Source organism: Streptomyces sp. NPDC016309, from assembly GCF_043077235.1.
GTDB lineage: Bacteria > Actinomycetota > Actinomycetes > Streptomycetales > Streptomycetaceae > Streptomyces.
Genome location: NZ_JBIBSG010000001.1, coordinates 787,420 through 807,095, shown reverse-complemented (window position 1 = coordinate 807,095; position 19,676 = coordinate 787,420). Strand labels below are relative to the sequence as shown.

General features: G+C 72.9%; 19 protein-coding genes. 12 read left to right on the top strand and 7 right to left on the bottom strand.

Going from position 1 to position 19,676, the window contains the following annotated elements; translation table 11 throughout:
• Window positions 1–41: 41 nt before the first annotated feature.
• Complete coding sequence (locus ACF068_RS03640) at window positions 42–890, top strand: polysaccharide deacetylase family protein (protein ID WP_392272497.1); 849 nt, start codon at window positions 42–44, stop codon at window positions 888–890.
• 140 nt (window positions 891–1,030) lie between these two features.
• A complete protein-coding gene (locus ACF068_RS03635; RefSeq protein WP_392272496.1) occupies window positions 1,031–1,705 on the top strand; it encodes a hypothetical protein in 675 nt (224 codons plus the stop codon).
• A gap of 9 nt (window positions 1,706–1,714) precedes the next feature.
• Here ACF068_RS03635 and ACF068_RS03630 read toward each other — a convergent pair whose 3' ends face one another.
• A complete protein-coding gene (locus ACF068_RS03630) occupies window positions 1,715–2,899 on the bottom strand; it encodes an SAM-dependent methyltransferase (RefSeq protein ID WP_392272690.1) in 1,185 nt (394 codons plus the stop codon).
• An 82-nt stretch (window positions 2,900–2,981) separates the two neighbouring features.
• Here ACF068_RS03630 and ACF068_RS03625 point away from each other — a divergent pair, with 82 nt between their 5' ends.
• The 4 genes from ACF068_RS03625 (at window position 2,982) to groL (ending at window position 6,487) form a co-directional block, all read left to right on the top strand.
• Window positions 2,982–3,962: a polysaccharide deacetylase family protein gene (locus ACF068_RS03625; RefSeq protein WP_392272495.1), complete on the top strand. Its 981-nt coding sequence runs from the start codon at window positions 2,982–2,984 to the stop codon at window positions 3,960–3,962.
• Entirely contained in the window at window positions 3,959–4,273 is a 315-nt protein-coding gene (locus ACF068_RS03620; RefSeq protein ID WP_392272494.1) for a hypothetical protein, read from the top strand. Before ACF068_RS03625 ends, ACF068_RS03620 begins: the two co-directional genes overlap by 4 nt.
• 157 nt (window positions 4,274–4,430) lie before the next feature.
• On the top strand, window positions 4,431–4,739 hold the full coding sequence (gene groES, locus ACF068_RS03615; RefSeq protein ID WP_010471835.1) for a co-chaperone GroES: 309 nt from the start codon (window positions 4,431–4,433) through the stop codon (window positions 4,737–4,739).
• 119 nt (window positions 4,740–4,858) lie between these two features.
• Window positions 4,859–6,487: a chaperonin GroEL gene (gene groL / locus ACF068_RS03610; RefSeq protein ID WP_392272493.1), complete on the top strand. Its 1,629-nt coding sequence runs from the start codon at window positions 4,859–4,861 to the stop codon at window positions 6,485–6,487.
• A gap of 97 nt (window positions 6,488–6,584) precedes the next feature.
• On the opposite strand, the gene ACF068_RS03605 is transcribed toward groL, so the two are convergent.
• The 3 genes from ACF068_RS03605 to ACF068_RS03595 all read right to left on the bottom strand — a co-directional run bounded on the left by ACF068_RS03605 (window position 6,585) and on the right by ACF068_RS03595 (window position 9,364).
• Window positions 6,585–7,625 carry a hydroxyacid dehydrogenase gene (locus tag ACF068_RS03605; RefSeq protein WP_392272492.1) on the bottom strand — a complete coding sequence of 347 codons (1,041 nt, stop codon included), beginning with the start codon at window positions 7,623–7,625 and terminating at the stop codon, window positions 6,585–6,587.
• Between the two features lie 173 nt (window positions 7,626–7,798).
• Complete coding sequence (locus tag ACF068_RS03600) at window positions 7,799–8,572, bottom strand: SDR family NAD(P)-dependent oxidoreductase (RefSeq protein WP_392272491.1); 774 nt, start codon at window positions 8,570–8,572, stop codon at window positions 7,799–7,801.
• A gap of 123 nt (window positions 8,573–8,695) precedes the next feature.
• The gene (locus tag ACF068_RS03595; protein ID WP_392272490.1) at window positions 8,696–9,364 is read right to left on the bottom strand and encodes an MOSC domain-containing protein; all 669 of its coding nucleotides are present in this window, start codon (window positions 9,362–9,364) and stop codon (window positions 8,696–8,698) included.
• An 80-nt stretch (window positions 9,365–9,444) separates the two neighbouring features.
• Between ACF068_RS03595 and ACF068_RS03590 the strand changes: the two genes are divergently transcribed.
• Window positions 9,445–10,338: a LysR family transcriptional regulator gene (locus ACF068_RS03590; protein WP_392272489.1), complete on the top strand. Its 894-nt coding sequence runs from the start codon at window positions 9,445–9,447 to the stop codon at window positions 10,336–10,338.
• Between the two features lie 157 nt (window positions 10,339–10,495).
• Here ACF068_RS03590 and ACF068_RS03585 read toward each other — a convergent pair whose 3' ends face one another.
• Window positions 10,496–10,816, bottom strand: a complete 321-nt coding sequence (locus ACF068_RS03585) for a WhiB family transcriptional regulator (RefSeq protein WP_392272488.1) — start codon at window positions 10,814–10,816, stop codon at window positions 10,496–10,498.
• A gap of 390 nt (window positions 10,817–11,206) precedes the next feature.
• Here ACF068_RS03585 and ACF068_RS03580 point away from each other — a divergent pair, with 390 nt between their 5' ends.
• From ACF068_RS03580 to ACF068_RS03565, 4 genes are all read left to right on the top strand, one after another.
• Window positions 11,207–11,818 (top strand): response regulator transcription factor, encoded by a 612-nt coding sequence (locus ACF068_RS03580; protein ID WP_003948568.1) that lies wholly within the window; start codon window positions 11,207–11,209, stop codon window positions 11,816–11,818.
• Between the two features lie 233 nt (window positions 11,819–12,051).
• Window positions 12,052–12,639: a sigma-70 family RNA polymerase sigma factor gene (locus ACF068_RS03575; RefSeq protein ID WP_392272487.1), complete on the top strand. Its 588-nt coding sequence runs from the start codon at window positions 12,052–12,054 to the stop codon at window positions 12,637–12,639.
• 161 nt (window positions 12,640–12,800) lie between these two features.
• On the top strand, window positions 12,801–14,303 hold the full coding sequence (gene guaB / locus ACF068_RS03570) for an IMP dehydrogenase (RefSeq protein WP_392272486.1): 1,503 nt from the start codon (window positions 12,801–12,803) through the stop codon (window positions 14,301–14,303).
• Between the two features lie 106 nt (window positions 14,304–14,409).
• Window positions 14,410–15,534 (top strand): GuaB3 family IMP dehydrogenase-related protein, encoded by a 1,125-nt coding sequence (locus ACF068_RS03565; RefSeq protein ID WP_392272485.1) that lies wholly within the window; start codon window positions 14,410–14,412, stop codon window positions 15,532–15,534.
• A 61-nt stretch (window positions 15,535–15,595) separates the two neighbouring features.
• Here the strand turns inward: ACF068_RS03565 and ACF068_RS03560 are convergent, their stop codons facing one another.
• Both ACF068_RS03560 and ACF068_RS03555 read right to left on the bottom strand, forming a co-directional pair.
• A complete protein-coding gene (locus tag ACF068_RS03560) occupies window positions 15,596–16,078 on the bottom strand; it encodes a hypothetical protein (protein ID WP_392272484.1) in 483 nt (160 codons plus the stop codon).
• A 151-nt stretch (window positions 16,079–16,229) separates the two neighbouring features.
• Window positions 16,230–17,471, bottom strand: a complete 1,242-nt coding sequence (locus ACF068_RS03555; protein WP_392272483.1) for a nucleotide sugar dehydrogenase — start codon at window positions 17,469–17,471, stop codon at window positions 16,230–16,232.
• A gap of 405 nt (window positions 17,472–17,876) precedes the next feature.
• On the opposite strand from ACF068_RS03555, the gene ACF068_RS03550 reads away from it, so the two are divergent.
• Window positions 17,877–19,583: a glycerol-3-phosphate dehydrogenase/oxidase gene (locus ACF068_RS03550; RefSeq protein WP_392272482.1), complete on the top strand. Its 1,707-nt coding sequence runs from the start codon at window positions 17,877–17,879 to the stop codon at window positions 19,581–19,583.
• Window positions 19,584–19,676: the final 93 nt, after the last annotated feature.

Genomic DNA, 19,676 nt, shown 5'->3' with positions numbered 1-19,676 from the left:
GCAGTACGCACTGAACAGGCGTACGAAGACGGGGTTCCAGGGTGGGGAAGAACATCGTGGGCGCGGCGGTCCTGACCGTCGCCGCCCTGCTCATGGCGGGCTGTACGTCGCCGGGCGGCCCGGCCCCCCGGCCCGCGCCGACCACCGTCGCCGCCGCACCCCCCAAGGAACAGGACAAGGCCGCGGGCGTGGCCGCGCGCGCCGAGGCGTCCGCGTACGCGAAGTGGGGGCTCAAGCCCTTCGCCGCACCGCCCGCGCCGCCCGCCGTCAAGCCCGTGCAGCCGTCCCGGAAGGGCGGCGGGGTGCCCGTCATCAGCGAGATACCCACCAAGGACAAGGTCGTCTTCCTCACCTTCGACGACGGGGCCGAGAAGGACCCGGAGTTCGTCGCGATGATGCGCGACCTGAAGGTGCCCTTCACCATGTTCCTCACGGACTCCGCCATCAGCCAGGACTACGGCTACTTCACGCCGCTGGCCGCCCTCGGGGCCGGCGTCGCCAACCACACCCTCACGCACCCCGACCTCCGCACCCTCGGCGCCGCGGCCCAGAAGCGGGAGATCTGCGGCCAGCAGGAGAAGCTGGAGCGGACCTACGGCACCGCCCCGCGCCTGTTCCGGCCGCCCTACGGCAACTGGAACGAGGACACCCGGACCGCCGCCGGGCAGTGCGGCGTCGAGGCGATCGTGCTGTGGCGGGAGTCCATGCAGATCACCGACATGCAGTACCAGCGCGCCGACCGCAAGCTGCGCCCCGGCGACATCGTCCTGGCCCACTTCCGCGGGCCGCGTGACCTCAAGGGCACCACGATGACCGCGATGACGGCCGCCATGCTGCGCCGGATCCAGGAGCAGGGCTTCACCGTCGCCCGGCTCGAGGACTACGTCTGAGGACCGCGTCCCACGGCGGCCCGGGGCCGCTCGACGCGGGCCCGGGCGGTTGCCCCGGGGCGTACGACGGGCATCCGCTCCTCGCCGTGAGGCCGGGCCCGGCAGAGGCTCGCGGCACGGCCACGCCCTACCCTCGGACCATGCCCGACCGTGCGCTTCTCCCCCCGCCCCCGCCGCCCGTCCCGCTCCGTTCCTGGCCGGGGCGGCAGGCGCTGCTGGCCGACCGGACCATGGCGATCCGGGAGCTGGGCCGGCGGATGGTGGGCGGCCGGCGGCTGACGCTCTCCCTGCTCACCCTGGCCGGCCTGGAGGCGGGGTGGGCGCTCGTCGGCGCCGCGATCCGCTCGCTCGACGGACCGTCGGACCCGCTGACGGCGACGTTCGCCGCCGGTGTCGCCTGTCTCGGGCTGGCCGTCATGGCCCCGCTGGTGGTCGTCGTGGTGCTGGGCGTCCGCCGGGACCGCGCGCTGCGGGCCCGGCTGCTGGAGTGGGCGGCCCTGGACCCCGCCCCGGTGCGTGACGCCCGGTTCAGGGCGCCGGGGCTGAGCGTGGCGTGGCTGCTGCTGTCGTTCGCGCAGGGCGCGGCCGGCCTGTGGCTCTCGTTCGCCGTCCCGGCCGCGGCCCGACCCGGCGCCACGACCTATGCCGAGGTCGCGTACGCCATGGGCGCGGGCCTCGTCCTGTGGGTCCACGGGCTGACCGGCGCGGTGAAGGCGTTCGGGCACCGCCGCCTGGCGCTGCGCCTGGGGAGTGTCCGGAAAGTATCGGCGTCCGCCCGGAGGGCGGGCGGACACGACCTAGGGCTGCCGGCCTGACCCGGCGGGTCAGACGGGCCGGCCGACCAGCATGGCCGGCGCCCCGGCCACGCGGGTGAGGAACACGGTGGCCGCGTGCGGCCCCTTCGGCTTGAGCTTGCGGCGCAGTTCCTCCGGTTCGACCGCCGAGCCCCGCTTCTTCACGGTGAGGGTGCCCACCTCGCGCTCCCGGAGCAGGGCCTTCAGCTTCTTGAGGTTGAAGGGCAGCTCGTCGGTGATCTCGTAGGCGGTGGCGTACGGGGTGGGGCGCGGCTCGTCCGCCGTGACGTAGGCGATCGTCGGGTCGATCAGGCCGCCGCCGAGGTCCTCGGCGACCTCGGCGACCAGGTGCGCCCGGATGACGGCGCCGTCCGGCTCGTACAGGTAGCGGCCCATGGGGCGGACCGGCGGGTCGGGCAGGCCCCGGCCGGTGAGGGTGTGCCCGCCCGGCAGCAGGGTCGCGCTGACCGTCCCGGGGCGGGTGCCGAACCACAGCACGGCCTCCTTGACGTCACCGCCGTCCGAGACCCACTCGGCCGCCGCCTCCGCGGGGACCGTCTCGTGCGGGATGCCCGGGGCGATCTTCAGCGCCGCGTGCGGGGCCTTCCGGGCCGCCTCGACGGCCCAGGAGAGGGGCGGCGAGTACGCCTCCGGGTCGAAGATCCGGCCCCCGCCCCTGCCGCCGCGCCGCGCCGGGTCGACGAAGACCGCGTCGTACGGGGAGGTGTCGACCTCCGTGACGTCCGCGCAGCGCACCTCGATCAGCCCGGCCAGGTCCAGCGCGGCGGCGTTGGCGCGGGCGGCCTCGGCGGTCAGCGGGTCGCGGTCGACGGCGAGGACCCGGATCCCGGCGCGGGCCAGTGCGATCGCGTCGCCGCCGATGCCGCCGCACAGGTCGGCGACGCTGCGCACGCCGAGGCGGGCGAAGGAGGCGGCGCGGTGCTCGGCGACCGCCTTGCGGGTGGACTGCTCGACGCCGCCGGGCGTGAAGTACATCCGGTGGGCGTCCCGCTCGCCGAACTTGGCCACCGCCCGCTGCCGCAGCCGCGCCTGTCCGATCGCGGCGGTGACCAGGGCCGCCGGGTGCTCGCGGCGCAGCCGGGAGGCGACGGCCAGTTCCTGGGCGGGCGTGTGGTCGCGCAGGGTGCTGAGCAGGGCCTGGCCCTCGTCGGTGAGGAGCGCGGAGAAGGCGGCGAGATCGGTCACCCGGCCCATTGTGGGCCAGCCGGGGGATGGTGCGCGCCAGGCGGCGGTGTCGGCCGGTGGTCCGTGCGGTGCGCTGACAGGATGCGGCGCCATGCAGCTAGTACGACAAAAAGGTCAAAGGGTAAGTGTGCGGGCACGTGTGCTGCTCGCCGCGCTGCTGATCGCGGCGCTCGGCTCGGCCTGCACGGCGGAGACCGGGCCCGGGGGCACCGGCTTCGGAGGGGGGCCGGGGATGGTGCCCGGGACGGGCCCGGACGTGGCCGGGGGCGGCCGGGCGGGCCCCGCCGCCGGGCAGCGGCCCCCCGACGCCTCCTCCGCCCTCACCGCCTACGTCGAGCGGGTCCGGCGCGCCCAGGCGGCCCGTACCCTCGCCGCCAGGAAATGGGGCCTCAGGGCGGCCCCCCTGGTCGCGCCCCCGCCCCCGGCGGCCGGCGACAAGCCGCACATCACCTTCCGCAAGGGCTTCGGCGTCGGCGACCCGGCCCTGCCGCCCGTCTTCACCACCGTCCCCACCACGGAGCGGATCGTGTTCCTCACGATCGACGACGGCGCGGAGAAGGACCCCGAGCTGCTGCGGATGATGGACGAACTCGACATCCCCTACAGCGCCTTCCTCAGCGACTACCTGGTCAAGGAGGACTACGGCTACTTCAAGCGGATGCAGGAGCGGGGCGTGGCCCTGCACAACCACACCCTGAACCACCGCTACATGCCGGCCCTGTCGTACGCGGAGCAGAAGCGCGAGATCTGCGGGCAGCAGGACACCATCGAGAAGCGGTACGGCAAGCGGCCCCCGCTCTTCCGGCCGCCCTACGGCAACTACGACGCCGACACCCTGCGCGCCGCCCGGTCCTGCGGCATCCGGGCCGTACCGCTGTGGGCGGCCGAGGCCTTCCCCGACCACATGGAGTGGCGCGAGTGGGACCGGGACCTGCACCCCGGCGACATCATCCTCACCCACTTCCGGGGGAGGGGGGATTGGAACGGCACCATGGCGGACATGATCCGGCAGGTGATGAACGTCGTCACGGCCAAGGGGTACGCGGTGGCCCGGCTGGAGGACTACGTATGAGCCGCCCGCCCCGGCCGGTGCGGGGGCTCCCGTCGCCGCCCGTCCGGCCGGTGCCGGCGGTCCGGCGGGCGCCGCTGGTGCGACCGGTCCTGGTGGGACTCGTCCTCGCCGCCGCGGCCGGCTGCGCGCCCCCGTCCGTGGCGCCGGCCGTCGACCCGATCGAGCGGCTGGGGCGCAAGGCGGCCCGGCAGGTGGCGGCCCCGTCGCCCGGCGCTCCCGGCCGGGGCCCCACCGCCGGCGACGGGTCGGTGGACGGCCGCCATAGGGCCGTCCGGCGCCACGACCGGGCGGTGAATTGGCACTCCGCTTGACCGAGTGCTAATCGCGGTCATAGTCTCGGCTCTGGCACTCCCCACCGGAGAGTGCCAACACAGCGACGGGCAGGTCCGGCACCCGCGACGACGGATCCACCTGGTCGCCACCTCAGACAGTTAACCCCGTGAGATCTCCGAAGGGGGAGGTCGGATCGTGACGACCACCAGCTCCAAGGTTGCCATCAAGCCGCTCGAGGACCGCATCGTGGTCCAGCCGCTCGACGCCGAGCAGACCACCGCCTCTGGCCTGGTCATCCCGGACACCGCCAAGGAGAAGCCCCAGGAGGGCGTCGTCCTGGCCGTGGGCCCGGGCCGCTTCGAGAACGGCGAGCGCCTGCCGCTCGACGTCAAGACCGGCGACATCGTGCTGTACAGCAAGTACGGCGGCACCGAGGTGAAGTACAGCGGCGAGGAGTACCTCGTCCTCTCGGCTCGCGACGTGCTCGCGATCGTCGAGAAGTAATTCATCCGAGCAGAAATGCTTTTGTGAACCGCGCCCCTGGCCCCCGCTGATGACACATTGCCGGGCGGCGAGGGGCGCGGTTCGTCAACCAGAGTTTCCGAGAGGGCTGAATCGCTCCCATGGCGAAGATCCTGAAGTTCGACGAGGACGCCCGTCGCGCCCTTGAGCGCGGCGTCAACAAGCTTGCCGACACGGTCAAGGTGACGATCGGTCCCAAGGGCCGCAACGTCGTCATCGACAAGAAGTTCGGCGCGCCGACCATCACCAACGACGGTGTGACGATCGCCCGCGAGGTCGAGGTCGAGGACCCGTACGAGAACCTCGGCGCCCAGCTGGTGAAGGAGGTGGCGACCAAGACCAACGACATCGCGGGTGACGGCACCACCACCGCCACCGTCCTGGCCCAGGCGCTGGTCCGCGAGGGTCTGCGCAACGTGGCCGCGGGTGCCTCCCCGGCCGCCCTGAAGAAGGGCATCGACGCCGCGGTCAAGGCCGTCTCCGACGAGCTGCTCGCTTCGGCCCGTCCGATCGACGACAAGGCCGACATCGCCGCGGTGGCCGCGCTCTCCGCGCAGGACCAGCAGGTCGGCGAGCTCATCGCCGAGGCCATGGACAAGGTCGGCAAGGACGGTGTCATCACCGTCGAGGAGTCCAACACCTTCGGCCTGGAGCTCGACTTCACCGAGGGCATGGCCTTCGACAAGGGCTACCTGTCCCCGTACATGGTCAGCGACCAGGAGCGTATGGAGGCCGTCCTCGACGACCCGTACATCCTGATCCACCAGGGCAAGATCTCCGCGATCACGGACCTGCTCCCGCTGCTGGAGAAGGTCATCCAGGCCGGCTCCTCCAAGCCGCTCCTGATCATCGCCGAGGACGTCGAGGGCGAGGCCCTGTCGACCCTGGTCGTCAACAAGATCCGCGGCACGTTCAACGCCGTCGCGGTCAAGGCCCCCGGCTTCGGCGACCGCCGCAAGGCGATGCTCGGCGACATGGCCGCCCTCACCGGCGCCACCGTCATCGCCGAGGAGGTCGGCCTCAAGCTCGACCAGGCCGGTCTGGAGGTGCTCGGCACCGCCCGCCGCGTCACCGTCACCAAGGACGACACCACGATCGTCGACGGCGGCGGCAACAGCGACGACGTGCTCGGCCGGGTCAACCAGATCAAGGCCGAGATCGAGACCACGGACTCCGACTGGGACCGCGAGAAGCTCCAGGAGCGCCTCGCGAAGCTGGCCGGCGGCGTGTGCGTCATCAAGGTCGGCGCCGCCACCGAGGTGGAGCTGAAGGAGAAGAAGCACCGTCTGGAGGACGCCATCTCCGCGACCCGCGCCGCGGTCGAGGAGGGCATCGTCTCCGGTGGTGGCTCCGCGCTGGTCCACGCCGTCAAGGTGCTGGACGGCAACCTCGGCAAGGAGGGCGACGAGGCCACCGGTGTGGCGGTCGTCCGCCGCGCCGCCGTCGAGCCGCTGCGCTGGATCGCCGAGAACGCGGGCCTCGAGGGCTACGTCATCACCTCCAAGGTCTCCGAGCTCGACAAGGGCCAGGGCTTCAACGCCGCCACCGGCGAGTACGGCGACCTGATCAAGGCCGGCGTCATCGACCCGGTCAAGGTCACCCGCTCGGCCCTGGAGAACGCCGCCTCCATCGCCTCCCTGCTGCTCACGACCGAGACCCTGGTCGTCGAGAAGAAGGAAGAGGAGCCGGCGGACGCGGGCCACGGCCACGGTCACGGCCACTCCCACTGACGCCTGCCGAGCGTCACCGAGGCCCGGTGCCCCCGTCGCGGGGGCACCGGGCCTCGGTGTTTTCGCCGCGGGACAGGGTCCCGTCTTCCCCGCGCCGTCATGCCGAGCGGTCCAGCTCCGACGGGCGCACCGGGTCGGCGAACGGCACCCCCTTCGTGTACCGCTCCAGCTCGTCCAGCGCCCGGTCCGCCATGCGGTGCAGCTCGTTGCCGAGCGAGCCCGCGATGTGCGGGGTGAGCAGCACGTTCGGCAGGGAGTAGAGGGGGGAGTCCGGGGGCGGCGGCTCGGGGTCGGTGACATCGAGGACGGCGTCGAGCCGGCCCGCGGTGAGGTGCGGGAGCAGGGCGGCCCCGTCGACCAGGGAGCCGCGCGAGGTGTTGACCAGCGTCGCGCCGTCCCGCATCAGGGCGAGCTGCGGAGCGCCGATCATATGGCGGGTGGCCGGCAGTTGCGGGGCGTGCACGGACACGATGTCCGCCCGGGCGCACAGCTCGTCCAGACCGGCCGGGAGGACACCGAGCGCGGCGGCCTCGCCGGGCGTGACGTACGGGTCGTACAGCAGCACCTGGAGGTCGAAGGGGCGCAGCAGCTCGATCACCCGGCGGCCGATGCGGGACGCCCCCACGATGCCGACCGTCCGGCGGTGGTTGCCGCTGTCGGCGAGTTCGCTCAGCCAGTCGTGCTCGGCGCGCAGCTCCGCGTACCGCCGCGCGGCGCGCAGCACGCGCTTGCCGGCCAGCAGGATGACGGCCAGCGTGTACTCGGCGACGGGCAGGGTGTTGGCCGCGGCCGTCGAGGCGACCGTGATGCCGCGTTCCCAGCAGGCCCCGGTGACATGGTGCTTGACCGACCCGGCGGCGTGGACGACGGCACGCAGGCGCGGGGCCCGGTCCAGGACGGCCGCGGTGAGCGGCGTGGCGCCCCAGCAGGTGAACAGCACCTCCGCCTCGGCGAGCGCGGCCGCGACCGGGGGCGTGGGGGCGGCCAGGTCGTGGGCGACCAGCCGCGGGTCGGTGCGCGCCAGCGCGGTGAGGCGGGCGCGGTGGGCGTCGGTGAGCAGGCGCCCGGCGATGCCGGGGCCCATGGCGAGCAGCAGCGCGGGGCGCCGGGGGGACCGGTCGCCGGGGACGGGGTGCATCGGGGGCGTGCTCCTCTCGTACGGCCTGGGGCCGGCCGGTGGCGCTGGAGCGAGACGGTAACGAAACCCGGCCCCGGCACGGGAGTACCCCGCCGCCGGTTCCCCCTCCCCGCGCCGCCCTGGCGCCGGGCGCGGCGGACGCCCGGGGGCGGCGGCGTCGACGGGCCGGCGGCCTACCGCGGCCCGTACTTGCGGCCCGCGCGGGAGCTCACGCCGCCGAGCAGGCCGCGCGGCGCCAGTTTCACCACGCCCATCAGGGCCTTGTAGCGCGGGTCGGGCACCGACAGGGTCCTGCCCCGGGCCAGATCGGCCAGCGCCGAGGCGACGAGCTTGTCCGCGTCGAGCCACATCCAGCCCGGGATGTTGTCCGTGCCCATCCCGGCCCGCTCGTGGAACTCCGTGCGCACGAAGCCCGGGCACAGTGCCATCAGCCGCACCCCGCTGCCCGCCAGGTCGCGCGCGGCGCCCTGGGTGAACTGCACGACCCACGCCTTCGACGCCCCGTACGTACCGCGCGGCACGAACGCGGCCACCGAAGCGACGTTCACCACGCCGCCCCGGCCCCGGTCCCGCATCGACGCCGTCGCGGCCGACGTCAGCCGCAGCACCGCCTCGCAGTGCACCTTCAGCATCCTCAGCTCGTCGGCCATGGACACCTCCAGGAACCGGCCCTTGTTGCCGAAGCCGGCGTTGTTGATGAGCAGGTCCACCGGTCGCTTGCGGTCGGACAGCCTCGCCTCCACCGCGGCGATGCCGTCCTCCTCGGCCAGGTCGGCGGCCAGGACCTCGGCCTCGATCCCGTGCCGGTCGTGCAGCTCGGTCGCCTGCTCCCGCAGCCGCTTCACGTCCCGGGCCACCAGCACCACGTCGCGGCCGTCCGCCGCCAGCCGCCGCGCGAAGGCGGCCCCGATCCCCGCCGTCGCGCCCGTAATCAGTGCAGTCGTCATACGCGGCACGTTAGTGCCCCGCGGCCACACCGGGGCGCCCGGTCCCACGGGGCTGTGGACGAAGCCGCCCGCCATATACGGAGTGTCAGGATCCGCCCGGGCGTAGGCGTCCGGCGCCGCCGGCTACGAGGCGTGCCGCGCGGCGTACTTCAGGGCGGCCTCGCGCACCTCGGGGTCCAGCGCGCCGCCCGCCGCGAGCGTGCGCGGCAGCAGCGCCCGCTCGATGGTGAACGCCCGGAAGGCCAGAGCGACCGTCACGTCGTGGTCCGGCCGGTGCACCACCTCGATCGGGTCCCCCGCCCGTATCTCGCCCGGCTCGACGACCCGCAGGTACGGTCCCGGCGCGGCGCGCAGCGTGAACCGCCGCACCCAGCCCTTCTCGCCCAGCCAGCTCGCGAACGTCCGGCACGGCACCCGGCCGGACGCCACCTCCAGGACCGCCGTCCCGCCGACCCGCCAACGCTCCCCTATGAGCGCGGCGTTCACGTCGAACCCCTCGGTGGTGAGGTTCTCCCCGAAGGCGCCGTTGGCGAGGGGCCGCCCCAACTCGCCCTGCCAGTGGTCCAGGTCCTCGCGCGCGAACGCGTACACCGCCTGGTGGGTCCCCCCGTGGTGCCGCAGGTCGCAGACCGTGTCCCCGGCCACCCCGCTCGCGCCCGCGCCCTTGGGCCCCGGATCGGCCACCCGTACCGGACCCTCGGCCGGCCGCTTGTCGATGCCCGTGGTGCCGCTCGGCGCATCGGTGTAGTCCACGGCCTTGGGCCGCCCCACGTTGACGGTCAGAACTCTCATGGCGACACGTTAATGCGGGCCTACTCAAAGCGGCCAGCGGATATTTCGCGTGCGACCCAAGCAAGGCTTATATTCGAGGGGTGATCGAAGCTCGACACCTGCGCGTCCTCCGCGCCGTCGCCGGCACCGGCTCCTTCTCCGCGGCCGCGCGCGAACTGGGGTGCACCCAGCCCGCCGTCAGCCAGCAGATGAAGGCGCTCGAGTCCTCGGCGGGCACCCCCCTGCTGGTCCGTACGGGCCGGGAGATGCGCCTCACCCAGGCCGGCGAGGCGCTCGTCCGCCACGCCTCCGGCATCCTGGCGGGCCTGACCGCGGCCGAGGAGGAGATCGCCGCCATCGCGGGGCTGCGCGCCGGGCGTGTCCGGCTGGTCTCGTTCTCCAGCGGCAGCTCGACCCTGGTCCCCACCGCCCTCGCCGAGCTCCGCGCCGCCCATCCCGGCACCCAGGTGTCCCTGGTCGAGGCCGAGCCGCCCCGGTCGGTCGAGATGCTCCGCGACGGCGACTGCGACGTGGCGCTCGCCTTCCGCTACCGCCCGGCCGTCTCGGAGTGGGACGACCTGGTCGTCCGCCCGCTCCTCGCCGACCGCCTGGTCGGCCTCGTCCCGGAGGGGCACCGGCTGGCCGACGCGGAGGCCGTGGCGATCGGGGAGCTGGCCGAGGAGTCGTGGATCGCGGGCTGCCCGCGATGCCGCCGCCAGCTCGTCGAGGTGTGCGAGGGCGCCGGTTTCACCCCGCGCATCGACTTCGCGACGGACGACTACCCGGCGGTGATCGGCCTGGTCGGCGCGGGCCTCGGGGTCGCGGTCCTGCCCGAGCTGGCCCTCCGCTCGGTCCGCCCCCGGGGTGCCCGGACGGTCGCGGTGGAACCGCCCGTCGAGCGGGAGATCGTCGCCCTCACCCTCCCGGACCTCGCCAAGGTCCCCGCCGTCGCGGCCACCCTCGACCGGCTCACCCGCGCGGCCGCCCTCGTCTGAGGCACCGGGCCCGGGCCCGTACCGGAGGCGCCGGGTGGCCCGTACCGGAGGCACCGGGCCCCGGGCCCGTACCGGAGGGGGGCCCGGGGCGGCCGCCCCGCGGTGCCGTGCGGGGGGCGCCCCGCCGCCCGTGTCCGGTAAATGCAGAAACGTTCCTTCAGGCGCGTGCCGGGCTTCCCGGCGATGTCGTGACGAGACGGTTGCGGGCTCGTCCCATGAGTTCCTCGCGCTCGTCCTCGGTGAGGCCGCCCCATACGCCGTAGGGCTCCCGCACGGCCAGCGCGTGGGCCGCGCACTCCGCGCGGACCGGGCACCGCATGCAGACCTCTTTCGCCGAGTTCTCGCGCGCACTCCGCGCCGCGCCGCGCTCCCCCTCGGGGTGGAAGAAGAGCGAACTGTCGACCCCCCGGCAGGCCGCGAGGAGCTGCCAGTCCCACAGGTCGGCGTTGGGTCCGGGAAGGCGGGAGAAATCTGCCATAGCGCATGTCCCCTTGGTTCCGGTACTGAGCGGGTGAGTGGGCTGATACAGCCACGACCGTACAACTACTGTCTTAGTAGATGTAAATATGACTCATTGCGAATCTAGCCACAGACACCAACAAAGTGAAGGAAAAGCCGCTAAATGGGGCATAGCTCTGGGTGAACCCATGGTGACCTGCGTCGCTCTCCTCCGTACGCGCTCCCTCACGTAGAGTGCCGAAGGGGGAGGGCGGACCCGTAACTCTTTCGAGTGACCGTCGTTGAGAGTGCGGAGGCGGTTGAAAGAACAAGCGCTCGGGCGGATGTCCGGGGGCGTCAACCGCACAGGTGACGATACGTAACCAGCCTGGAGGCTCAAGGTGACGCGCATCAGCTGCGGAGGACGGCCATGACATCCGTCCTCGTCTGCGACGACTCCCCGCTTGCCCGAGAAGCGCTCCGCCGCGCCGTCGCGACGGTGCCCGGCGTCGAGCGCGTGACGACCGCGGCCAACGGCGAGGAAGTCCTCCGCCGCTGGGGCGCGGACCGCTCGGACCTGATTCTGATGGACGTACGCATGCCCGGTCTGGGCGGTGTGGAGACCGTCCGCCGGCTGCTCTCCGCGGACCCCGGCGCCCGCATCATCATGCTCACCGTCGCCGAGGACCTGGACGGCGTGGCGCTCGCCGTCGCCGCCGGTGCCCGTGGCTACCTGCACAAGGACGCCTCGCGTGCCGAGCTGCGGGCCACGGTCACCCAGGCCCTCGCCGACCCGACCTGGCGGCTCGCCCCGCGCCGGCTGCGCTCCGCCGAGATGGGCGCCGCGCCCACCCTCACCGCACGCGAGATCCAGGTGCTGGAGGGCATGAGCCACGGCCGCTCCAACGCCGAGATCGGCCGTGAGCTCTTCCTTTCCGAGGACACGGTGAAGACGCACGCCAGGAGGCTCTTCAAGAAGCTGGGCGCATCGGACCGGGCGCACGCCGTCGCGCTCGGCTTCCGCTGGGGCCTGGTGCGCTAGCGCGTGACCGTATCGATCCCCGTCCGCCGCCCGGCGGACGGGGCGGCGGAGGTCGGATATCCGTTTCCGGGCCGATGCCGCATCCTTGAAGGGTGGAGTTCCTCGGGGACGAGTCGATCGAGCGGGAGGGGAGGGCGCAGGAGATGACGTCCGGCGCACCTGCTCATAACGCTTCGGTGCACAACAGTGGACGCGGTGCCACGGACGGGCGACCGCCAAGGCACCATGGACCGATGCGCGACGACGAGGCGGCCCAGGCCCACGGGGCCATCGGTGCACTCGTACACCGTGCGGTCGACGGCGACGAGCAGGCCACGCACGACCTCCTGGCCCATGTCCACCCCCTTGCCCTGCGCTACTGCCGTACACGGCTCAACCGCCTGCCCGGTGACGCCCGCCACTTCGTCGAGGACCTCGCCCAGGAGGTCTGCGTCGCGGTGCTGATGGCGCTGCCGCGCTACAAGGACACCGGACGGCCCTTCGAGGCCTTCGTCTTCGCCATCGCCGGTCACAAGGTCGCCGACCTCCAGCGGGCCGCCATGCGCCACCCGGGCTCCACCGCCGTTCCCTCCGACGAGATGCCGGAGCGGCCCGACGACTCCCTGGGGCCTGAGGAGCGCGCGCTGCTCAGCGACGACGCCGAGTGGGCCAAGCGCCTGCTCGCCAACCTCCCGGAGAACCAGCGCGAGCTGCTGGTGCTGCGGGTCGCGGTCGGCCTGACCGCCGAGGAGACCGGCCAGATGCTCGGGATGTCGCCGGGCGCGGTCCGGGTCGCCCAGCACCGCGCGCTCAGCCGTCTGCGGGCACTCGCCGAGCAGTGAGCCGTCCGGGCCGCACCGCTCCCGGAGGGCCGCCACGCGCGCGTGCGGCCGTACGTGTGAACGTACGAACCTTCCGGGTGATCTTGCTCGTGGAATGAGACACGGCCGCGGGCCGTTAGCATGGACATCCGCACCGATCAAGGCCATTTGGGGAAGGTGTCATGACTGCCAACGTCGACGGAGTGCCCGAGAAATTCGCGACACTCGGGCTGACCTACGACGACGTGCTGCTGCTGCCGGGCGCGTCCGACATGGCGCCCGACCAGATCGACACTGCCTCGTACATCTCCAAGAACGTACGGGTGAACATCCCGCTGCTGTCCGCGGCCATGGACAAGGTCACCGAGGCCCGGATGGCCATCGCCATGGCCCGCCAGGGCGGCGTCGGCGTGCTGCACCGCAACCTGTCCATCGCCGACCAGGCCAACCAGGTCGACCTGGTCAAGCGCTCCGAGTCCGGCATGGTGACCGACCCGATCACCGTCCACCCGGACGCCACGCTCGCCGAGGCCGACGCCATCTGCGGCAAGTTCCGCATCAGCGGCGTCCCCGTCACCGACCAGGCGGGCAAGCTCCTCGGCATCGTGACCAACCGCGACATGGCCTTCGAGACCGACCGCACCCAGCAGGTGCGCGACGTCATGACGCCGATGCCGCTGGTCACCGGCAAGGTCGGCATCTCCGGCGTCGACGCCATGGAGCTGCTGCGCCGCCACAAGATCGAGAAGCTGCCGCTCGTCGACGACGCCGGCCTCCTCAAGGGCCTCATCACCGTCAAGGACTTCGTCAAGGCGGAGAAGTACCCGAACGCGGCGAAGGACAAGGAGGGCCGGCTGCTGGTCGGCGCCGCCGTCGGTGTCGCGGGCGACGCCTTCGAGCGCGCCCAGGCGCTGATCGAGGCGGGCGTCGACTTCATCGTCGTCGACACCGCGCACGGCCACTCCCGCCTCGTCGGCGAGATGGTCGCCAAGATCAAGTCGAACTCCTCGGTGGACGTCATCGGCGGCAACGTCGCCACCCGCGACGGCGCCCAGGCGCTGATCGACGCCGGTGTCGACGGCATCAAGGTCGGTGTCGGCCCCGGCTCCATCTGCACCACCCGCGTGGTCGCCGGTATCGGCGTCCCGCAGGTCACCGCCATCTACGAGGCCTCCCTCGCCGCCAAGGCGGCCGGCGTCCCGGTCATCGGCGACGGCGGCCTCCAGTACTCCGGCGACATCGCCAAGGCGCTGGTCGCCGGCGCCGACACGGTGATGCTCGGCTCGCTGCTCGCGGGCTGCGAGGAGTCGCCGGGCGAGCTGATGTTCATCAACGGCAAGCAGTTCAAGTCGTACCGCGGCATGGGTTCCCTCGGCGCCATGCAGTCCCGTGGCGAGCAGCGGTCCTTCTCCAAGGACCGGTACTTCCAGGAGGGCGTCGCCTCCGACGAGAAGCTGGTGCCCGAGGGCATCGAGGGCCAGGTGCCCTTCCGCGGCCCGCTCTCCGCGGTCGTCCACCAGCTCGTCGGCGGCCTGCGCCAGTCGATGTTCTACGTCGGCGGCCGCACCGTTCCGGAGCTCCAGGAGCGCGGCCGGTTCGTCCGGATCACGTCGGCGGGCCTCAAGGAGAGCCACCCGCACGACATCCAGATGACGGTCGAGGCGCCGAACTACAGCAGGAAGTAGTCCACGCGCGCGTGAGGGGGCGGTTCCGGCATGCGGCCGGAACCGCCCCCCGCGCGTGTGTCGGGGATACTGGTAGGCGCAGACGTAGAGGGAAAGGCCACACATCGTGACTGAGATCGAGATCGGGCGCGGCAAGCGCGGCCGCAGGGCGTACGCGTTCGACGACATCGCCGTCGTACCGAGCCGGCGCACCCGGGACCCGAAGGAGGTCTCGATCGCCTGGCAGATCGACGCCTACCGGTTCGAGCTGCCCTTCCTGGCCGCTCCGATGGACTCGGTGGTCTCCCCGCAGACCGCGATCCGCATCGGGCAGCTCGGCGGCCTGGGCGTGCTGAACCTCGAGGGCCTGTGGACCCGGTACGAGGACCCGCAGCCGCTGCTCGACGAGATCGCCGAGCTGGACGAGGCGAACGCCACCCGCCGTCTGCAGGAGATCTACGCGGCGCCGATCCAGGAGGAGCTGATCGGGCGGCGCATCAAGGAGGTGCGCGACTCGGGCGTGGTCACCGCCGCCGCGCTCTCCCCGCAGCGCACCGCCCAGTTCTCCAAGGCCGTCGTGGACGCCGGGGTGGACATCTTCGTCATCCGCGGTACGACGGTCTCCGCCGAGCACGTGTCGGGCGCCGCCGAGCCGCTGAACCTGAAGCAGTTCATCTACGAGCTCGACGTCCCCGTCATCGTCGGCGGCTGTGCCACCTACACCGCCGCCCTGCACCTGATGCGCACCGGCGCGGCCGGCGTCCTGGTGGGCTTCGGCGGCGGCGCCGCGCACACCACCCGTAACGTGCTGGGTATCCAGGTCCCGATGGCGACCGCCGTCGCGGACGTGGCGGCCGCGCGCCGGGACTACATGGACGAGTCCGGCGGCCGGTACGTCCACGTCATCGCGGACGGCGGTGTGGGCTGGTCGGGCGACCTGCCCAAGGCGATCGCGTGCGGCGCGGACTCGGTGATGATCGGCTCCCCGCTCGCGCGGGCGACCGACGCGCCGGGCAAGGGCCACCACTGGGGCATGGAGGCCGTCCACGAGGACGTGCCGCGCGGCAAGCTGGTCGACCTCGGCATCGTCGGGACGACCGAGGAGATCCTGTCCGGTCCCTCGCACTCGCCGGACGGGTCGGCGAACTTCTTCGGCGCCCTGCGCCGCGCGATGGCGACGACGGGCTACAGCGAGCTCAAGGAGTTCCAGCGCGTCGAGGTCACGGTCGCGGACGCGCAGCACAAGCGCTGAGACCGACGGAAAGGGCCCGCACCGATCCCGGTGCGGGCCCTCACGCGTGCGTGGCGGCCGCTCAGTCGTTGGCCTTCTTGGCGCCACCGAAGGCGGCGACGGCGCCGATGGCGAGGAAGACGTACGACATGGCGTCGGCGTTCTCCTTCCACAGGTCGGCCAGCGAACCGAAGTCCTCCATGAGGATCTCGGGCGCGGACCCGCCGAGGGTGTTGCTGATGACGACCGCGACGGCGACCAGCTGGCCGAGGTAGACGGCGCCGATCGACAGGATCGCGGCGATCACCGGCAGGGCCGGGTTGCGGCCGCCGACCTTGGCGGCGACGAAGCCGACCAGGAAGCCGACGCCCAGCGCGGCGTACCCGATCTCGCGCTCGATGGCGCCGCCTATCGCGCCGTACGCGACAGCGGCGACCACGGCGGCGACGAGCGCGGCGACCAGGCCGAGCGCGACGTTGTTCCGCGCGGGGGCCGGGGCGGGCGCGGTCGGGTACGGGGTCTGGCCGGCGAACGGGTTGCCGGGCGGCGGTACGGGCTGGCTCATGCTGGGAAATCCCCCCTGAAAGCGGCACAGTACCTATGCGCACCTGGGCACATAAGGTCTGTGTTAAGTAGAGGCCCGGAGACTAACAGGCCCCTGTGACAGCCGCGCGCCCGTATCCGTTCCCCTGGTTCGGCCGACGCCCGGACGGGTGTCACAGGCGGTGGGCCGCGCCCGCCGGGGTGACGCCCCGGGTGTCCAGGAGCAACTGGGCCTTCACGGCGAGTCCTTGCAGGTCGTACGTGCGGTGGTGCTGGAGAAGCACCGTCAGGTCGGCCGCGGCGGCGGCCTCGTACAGGGAGTCCGCGCGGGGGACCGGGACGTCGCGGACGCGCCAGTCGGCGACGTAGGGGTCGTGGTAGCTGACCACAGCGCCCATGTCCATCAGGCGGCGGCCGATCTCGGCCGCGGGTGAACCCTCCTGGTCGGCCAGGTCCGGTTTGTAGGTGACGCCCAGCAGCAGGACGCGGGCGCCGCGGGCGGACTTGCCGTGCTCGTTGAGGAGCGTGGCGCAGCGCCGGATGACGTACTGCGGCATGCGTTCGTTGACCTGGCCCGCCAGCTCCACCAGGCGCAGCGGGCGGTGGGCGCCGATGGTGTCCACCGGGACGCCGTGACCGCCGACGCCGGGGCCGGGCCGGAAGGCCTGGAACCCGAAGGGCTTGGTCTCGGCGCACCGGATGACGTCCCACAGGTCGACGCCGAGTTCGTGGCAGAGCACCGCCATCTCGTTGACCAGGGCGATGTTGACGTGGCGGAAGTTGGTTTCCAGCACCTTCACGGTCTCGGCCTCGCGGGTGCCGCGGGCCCGGACGACCTTGTCGGTGAGGCGGCCGTAGAAGGCGGCGGCCGATTCGGTGCAGGCGGGCGTGAGGCCGCCGATGACCTTGGGGGTGTGGGCGACGCCGTGGGCGCGGTTGCCCGGGTCCAGTCGTCCGGGGGAGTACGCCAGGTGGAAGTCGCGGCCGGCCCTGAGGCCCGAGCCGGCTTCCAGCAGGGGGCGCAGCACGTCCTCGGTGGTGCCGGGGTGGACGGGCGACTCCAGCAGGACGGTGGTGTTGGGGCGCAGCCGGGCCGCCAGCGCGCGCGCCGCCCCGGCCACGGCGGTCAGGTCGGGTGTGCGGTCGGGGCCGAGGGGGGTGGGGGCGCAGATGACCGCGGTACGGACCCGGCCCAGCTCCGTGGGGTTGGTGGTCGGCCGGAAGCCCCCCGAGAGCATCCGGCGGATCTCCGAGGCGGTCAGCGAGCCGTCGACCGGGGGTCGCCCCGCCGCCAGCTCCGCCACGGGGCGGGGGTCGGTGTCGTAGCCGATGGTGTCGATCCCGGCGGCTGTGGCGGCTTGGGCGAGGGGCAGTCCGAGGTGGCCGAGGCCGATGACGGCGAGGTCTGCGGGCATGGGTGATGCCGTCCTTCCCAGTAGCCGGAGTGGACGAGACGCGCAAGTCCTGTGGACAGAACGAGCGCAACGCAATGTCAGACTAGGCGTAAATATGACCGTTATGCGGCATTGCGGGCCGCAGTTCCGCCGAGTGTTGTCCACAGGCGGTGGCTGAAGTCGGAGGGGCGGGACAGAATCGAGTCGTGGGCCCGGCCGCACGGCGGGCGCACGGGCCGGACCGGCCGCACGGCGGGCACGGAGGAGAGGCGAAGGGCCGCACGGACCGCACGGACGCCCGTGCCCCGGCCGACGGGGCCGGGGCAGGACCGCACGAGGACCGCACGACCGCACGACCGCACGAGGCCCGCGGGGGCCGACGAGGACCACGCGGGGCACCACACCCGGGGGCGATGGGAGGCAGCGGTGAGGACAGCGACACTGGGACCCGCCGAGCGCGCGGAGGCGCTGGCGGCCATGGCCGATCGTGAACTGGACGTGCTGGTCGTGGGCGCCGGGGTGGTGGGGGCCGGCACGGCACTCGACGCGGCGACACGCGGGCTGGCGACCGGGCTGGTGGAGGCGCGCGACTGGGCGTCGGGCACCTCCAGCCGGTCCAGCAAGCTGATCCACGGCGGGCTGCGCTATCTGGAGATGCTCGACTTCGCGCTCGTACGGGAGGCGCTGAAGGAGCGCGGGCTGCTGCTGGGGCGGCTGGCCCCGCACCTGGTGAAGCCGGTGCCGTTCCTCTACCCGCTCCAGCACAAGGGCTGGGAGCGGTTCTACGCCGGGTCGGGCGTCGCGCTGTACGACGCGATGTCCGTCTCGTCGGGGCACGGACGCGGACTGCCCGTGCACCGGCACCTGACGCGGCGGCAGGCGCTGCGGGTGGCGCCCGCGCTGCGGAAGGACGCCCTGGTCGGGGCGTTGCAGTACTACGACGCCCAGATGGACGACGCGCGGTTCGTCACGACGCTGGTGCGCACGGCGGCGAGCTACGGCGCGCACGCGGCCAACCGGGCGCGGGTCGTCGGCTTCCTCCGCGAGGGGGAGCGCGTGGTGGGTGCCCGGGTGCGGGACGTGGAGGCGGGCGGCGAGTACGAGGTGCGCGCCAAACAGGTCGTCAACGCCACCGGTGTGTGGACGGACGACACCCAGGCCCTCATCGGGGAGCGGGGCCAGTTCCACGTACGGGCCTCGAAGGGCATCCACCTGGTCGTCCCCAAGGACCGGATCCACTCCACCACCGGTCTGATCCTGCGCACCGAGAAGTCGGTTCTGTTCGTCATCCCGTGGGGACGCCACTGGATCGTCGGGACCACCGACACCGACTGGGACCTGGACAAGGCCCATCCGGCGGCGTCCAGCGCGGACATCGACTACCTGCTGGAGCACGTCAACAGCGTGCTGGCGGTGCCGCTCACCCGGGACGACGTGCAGGGTGTGTACGCGGGGCTGCGGCCGCTGCTGGCCGGCGAGTCCGACGCGACCAGCAAGCTGTCGCGCGAGCACACCGTGGCCCACCCGGTGCCCGGCCTGGTGGTCGTGGCGGGCGGCAAGTACACCACCTACCGGGTGATGGCCAAGGACGCGGTCGACGCGGCGGTGCACGGTCTCGACGCGCGGGTGGCGGCCTGCGTCACCGAGGACGTGCCGCTGATGGGCGCCGAGGGGTACCGGGCGCTGTGGAACGCGCGCGCCAGGATCGCCGCCCGGACGGGTCTTCACGTGGCGCGCGTCGAGCACCTGTTGAACCGGTACGGCTCGATGGCGCAGGAGGTGCTGGAACTGGTCGTGGCCGACCCGAAGCTCGGTGAACCGCTCGGCGGCGCCGACGACTACCTGCGGGCCGAGGTCGTCTACGCCGCCTCCCACGAGGGCGCCCGGCACCTGGACGACGTACTGACCCGGCGCACCCGGATCTCCATCGAGACCTTCGACCGGGGCACGCGCTGCGCCCGCGAGGCGGCCGGGCTGATGGCACCCGTCCTGGGATGGGACGAGGGGCACGTCGAGCGGGAGGTGGAGCACTACGAGAAGCGGGTGGAGGCCGAGCGTGAATCGCAGCGGCAGCCGGACGACCTGACCGCGGACGCCGCTCGCCTGGGCGCGCCGGACATCGTCCCGCTGTAGCCGGGTGGCCCGGGCGCGCCGGCCCGGGTCCGTCGGGCGGGGGCTCGTCGATCCGGGGCTCGTCGTCCCGGGGCCGCCGGTGGGGGCGCGCGG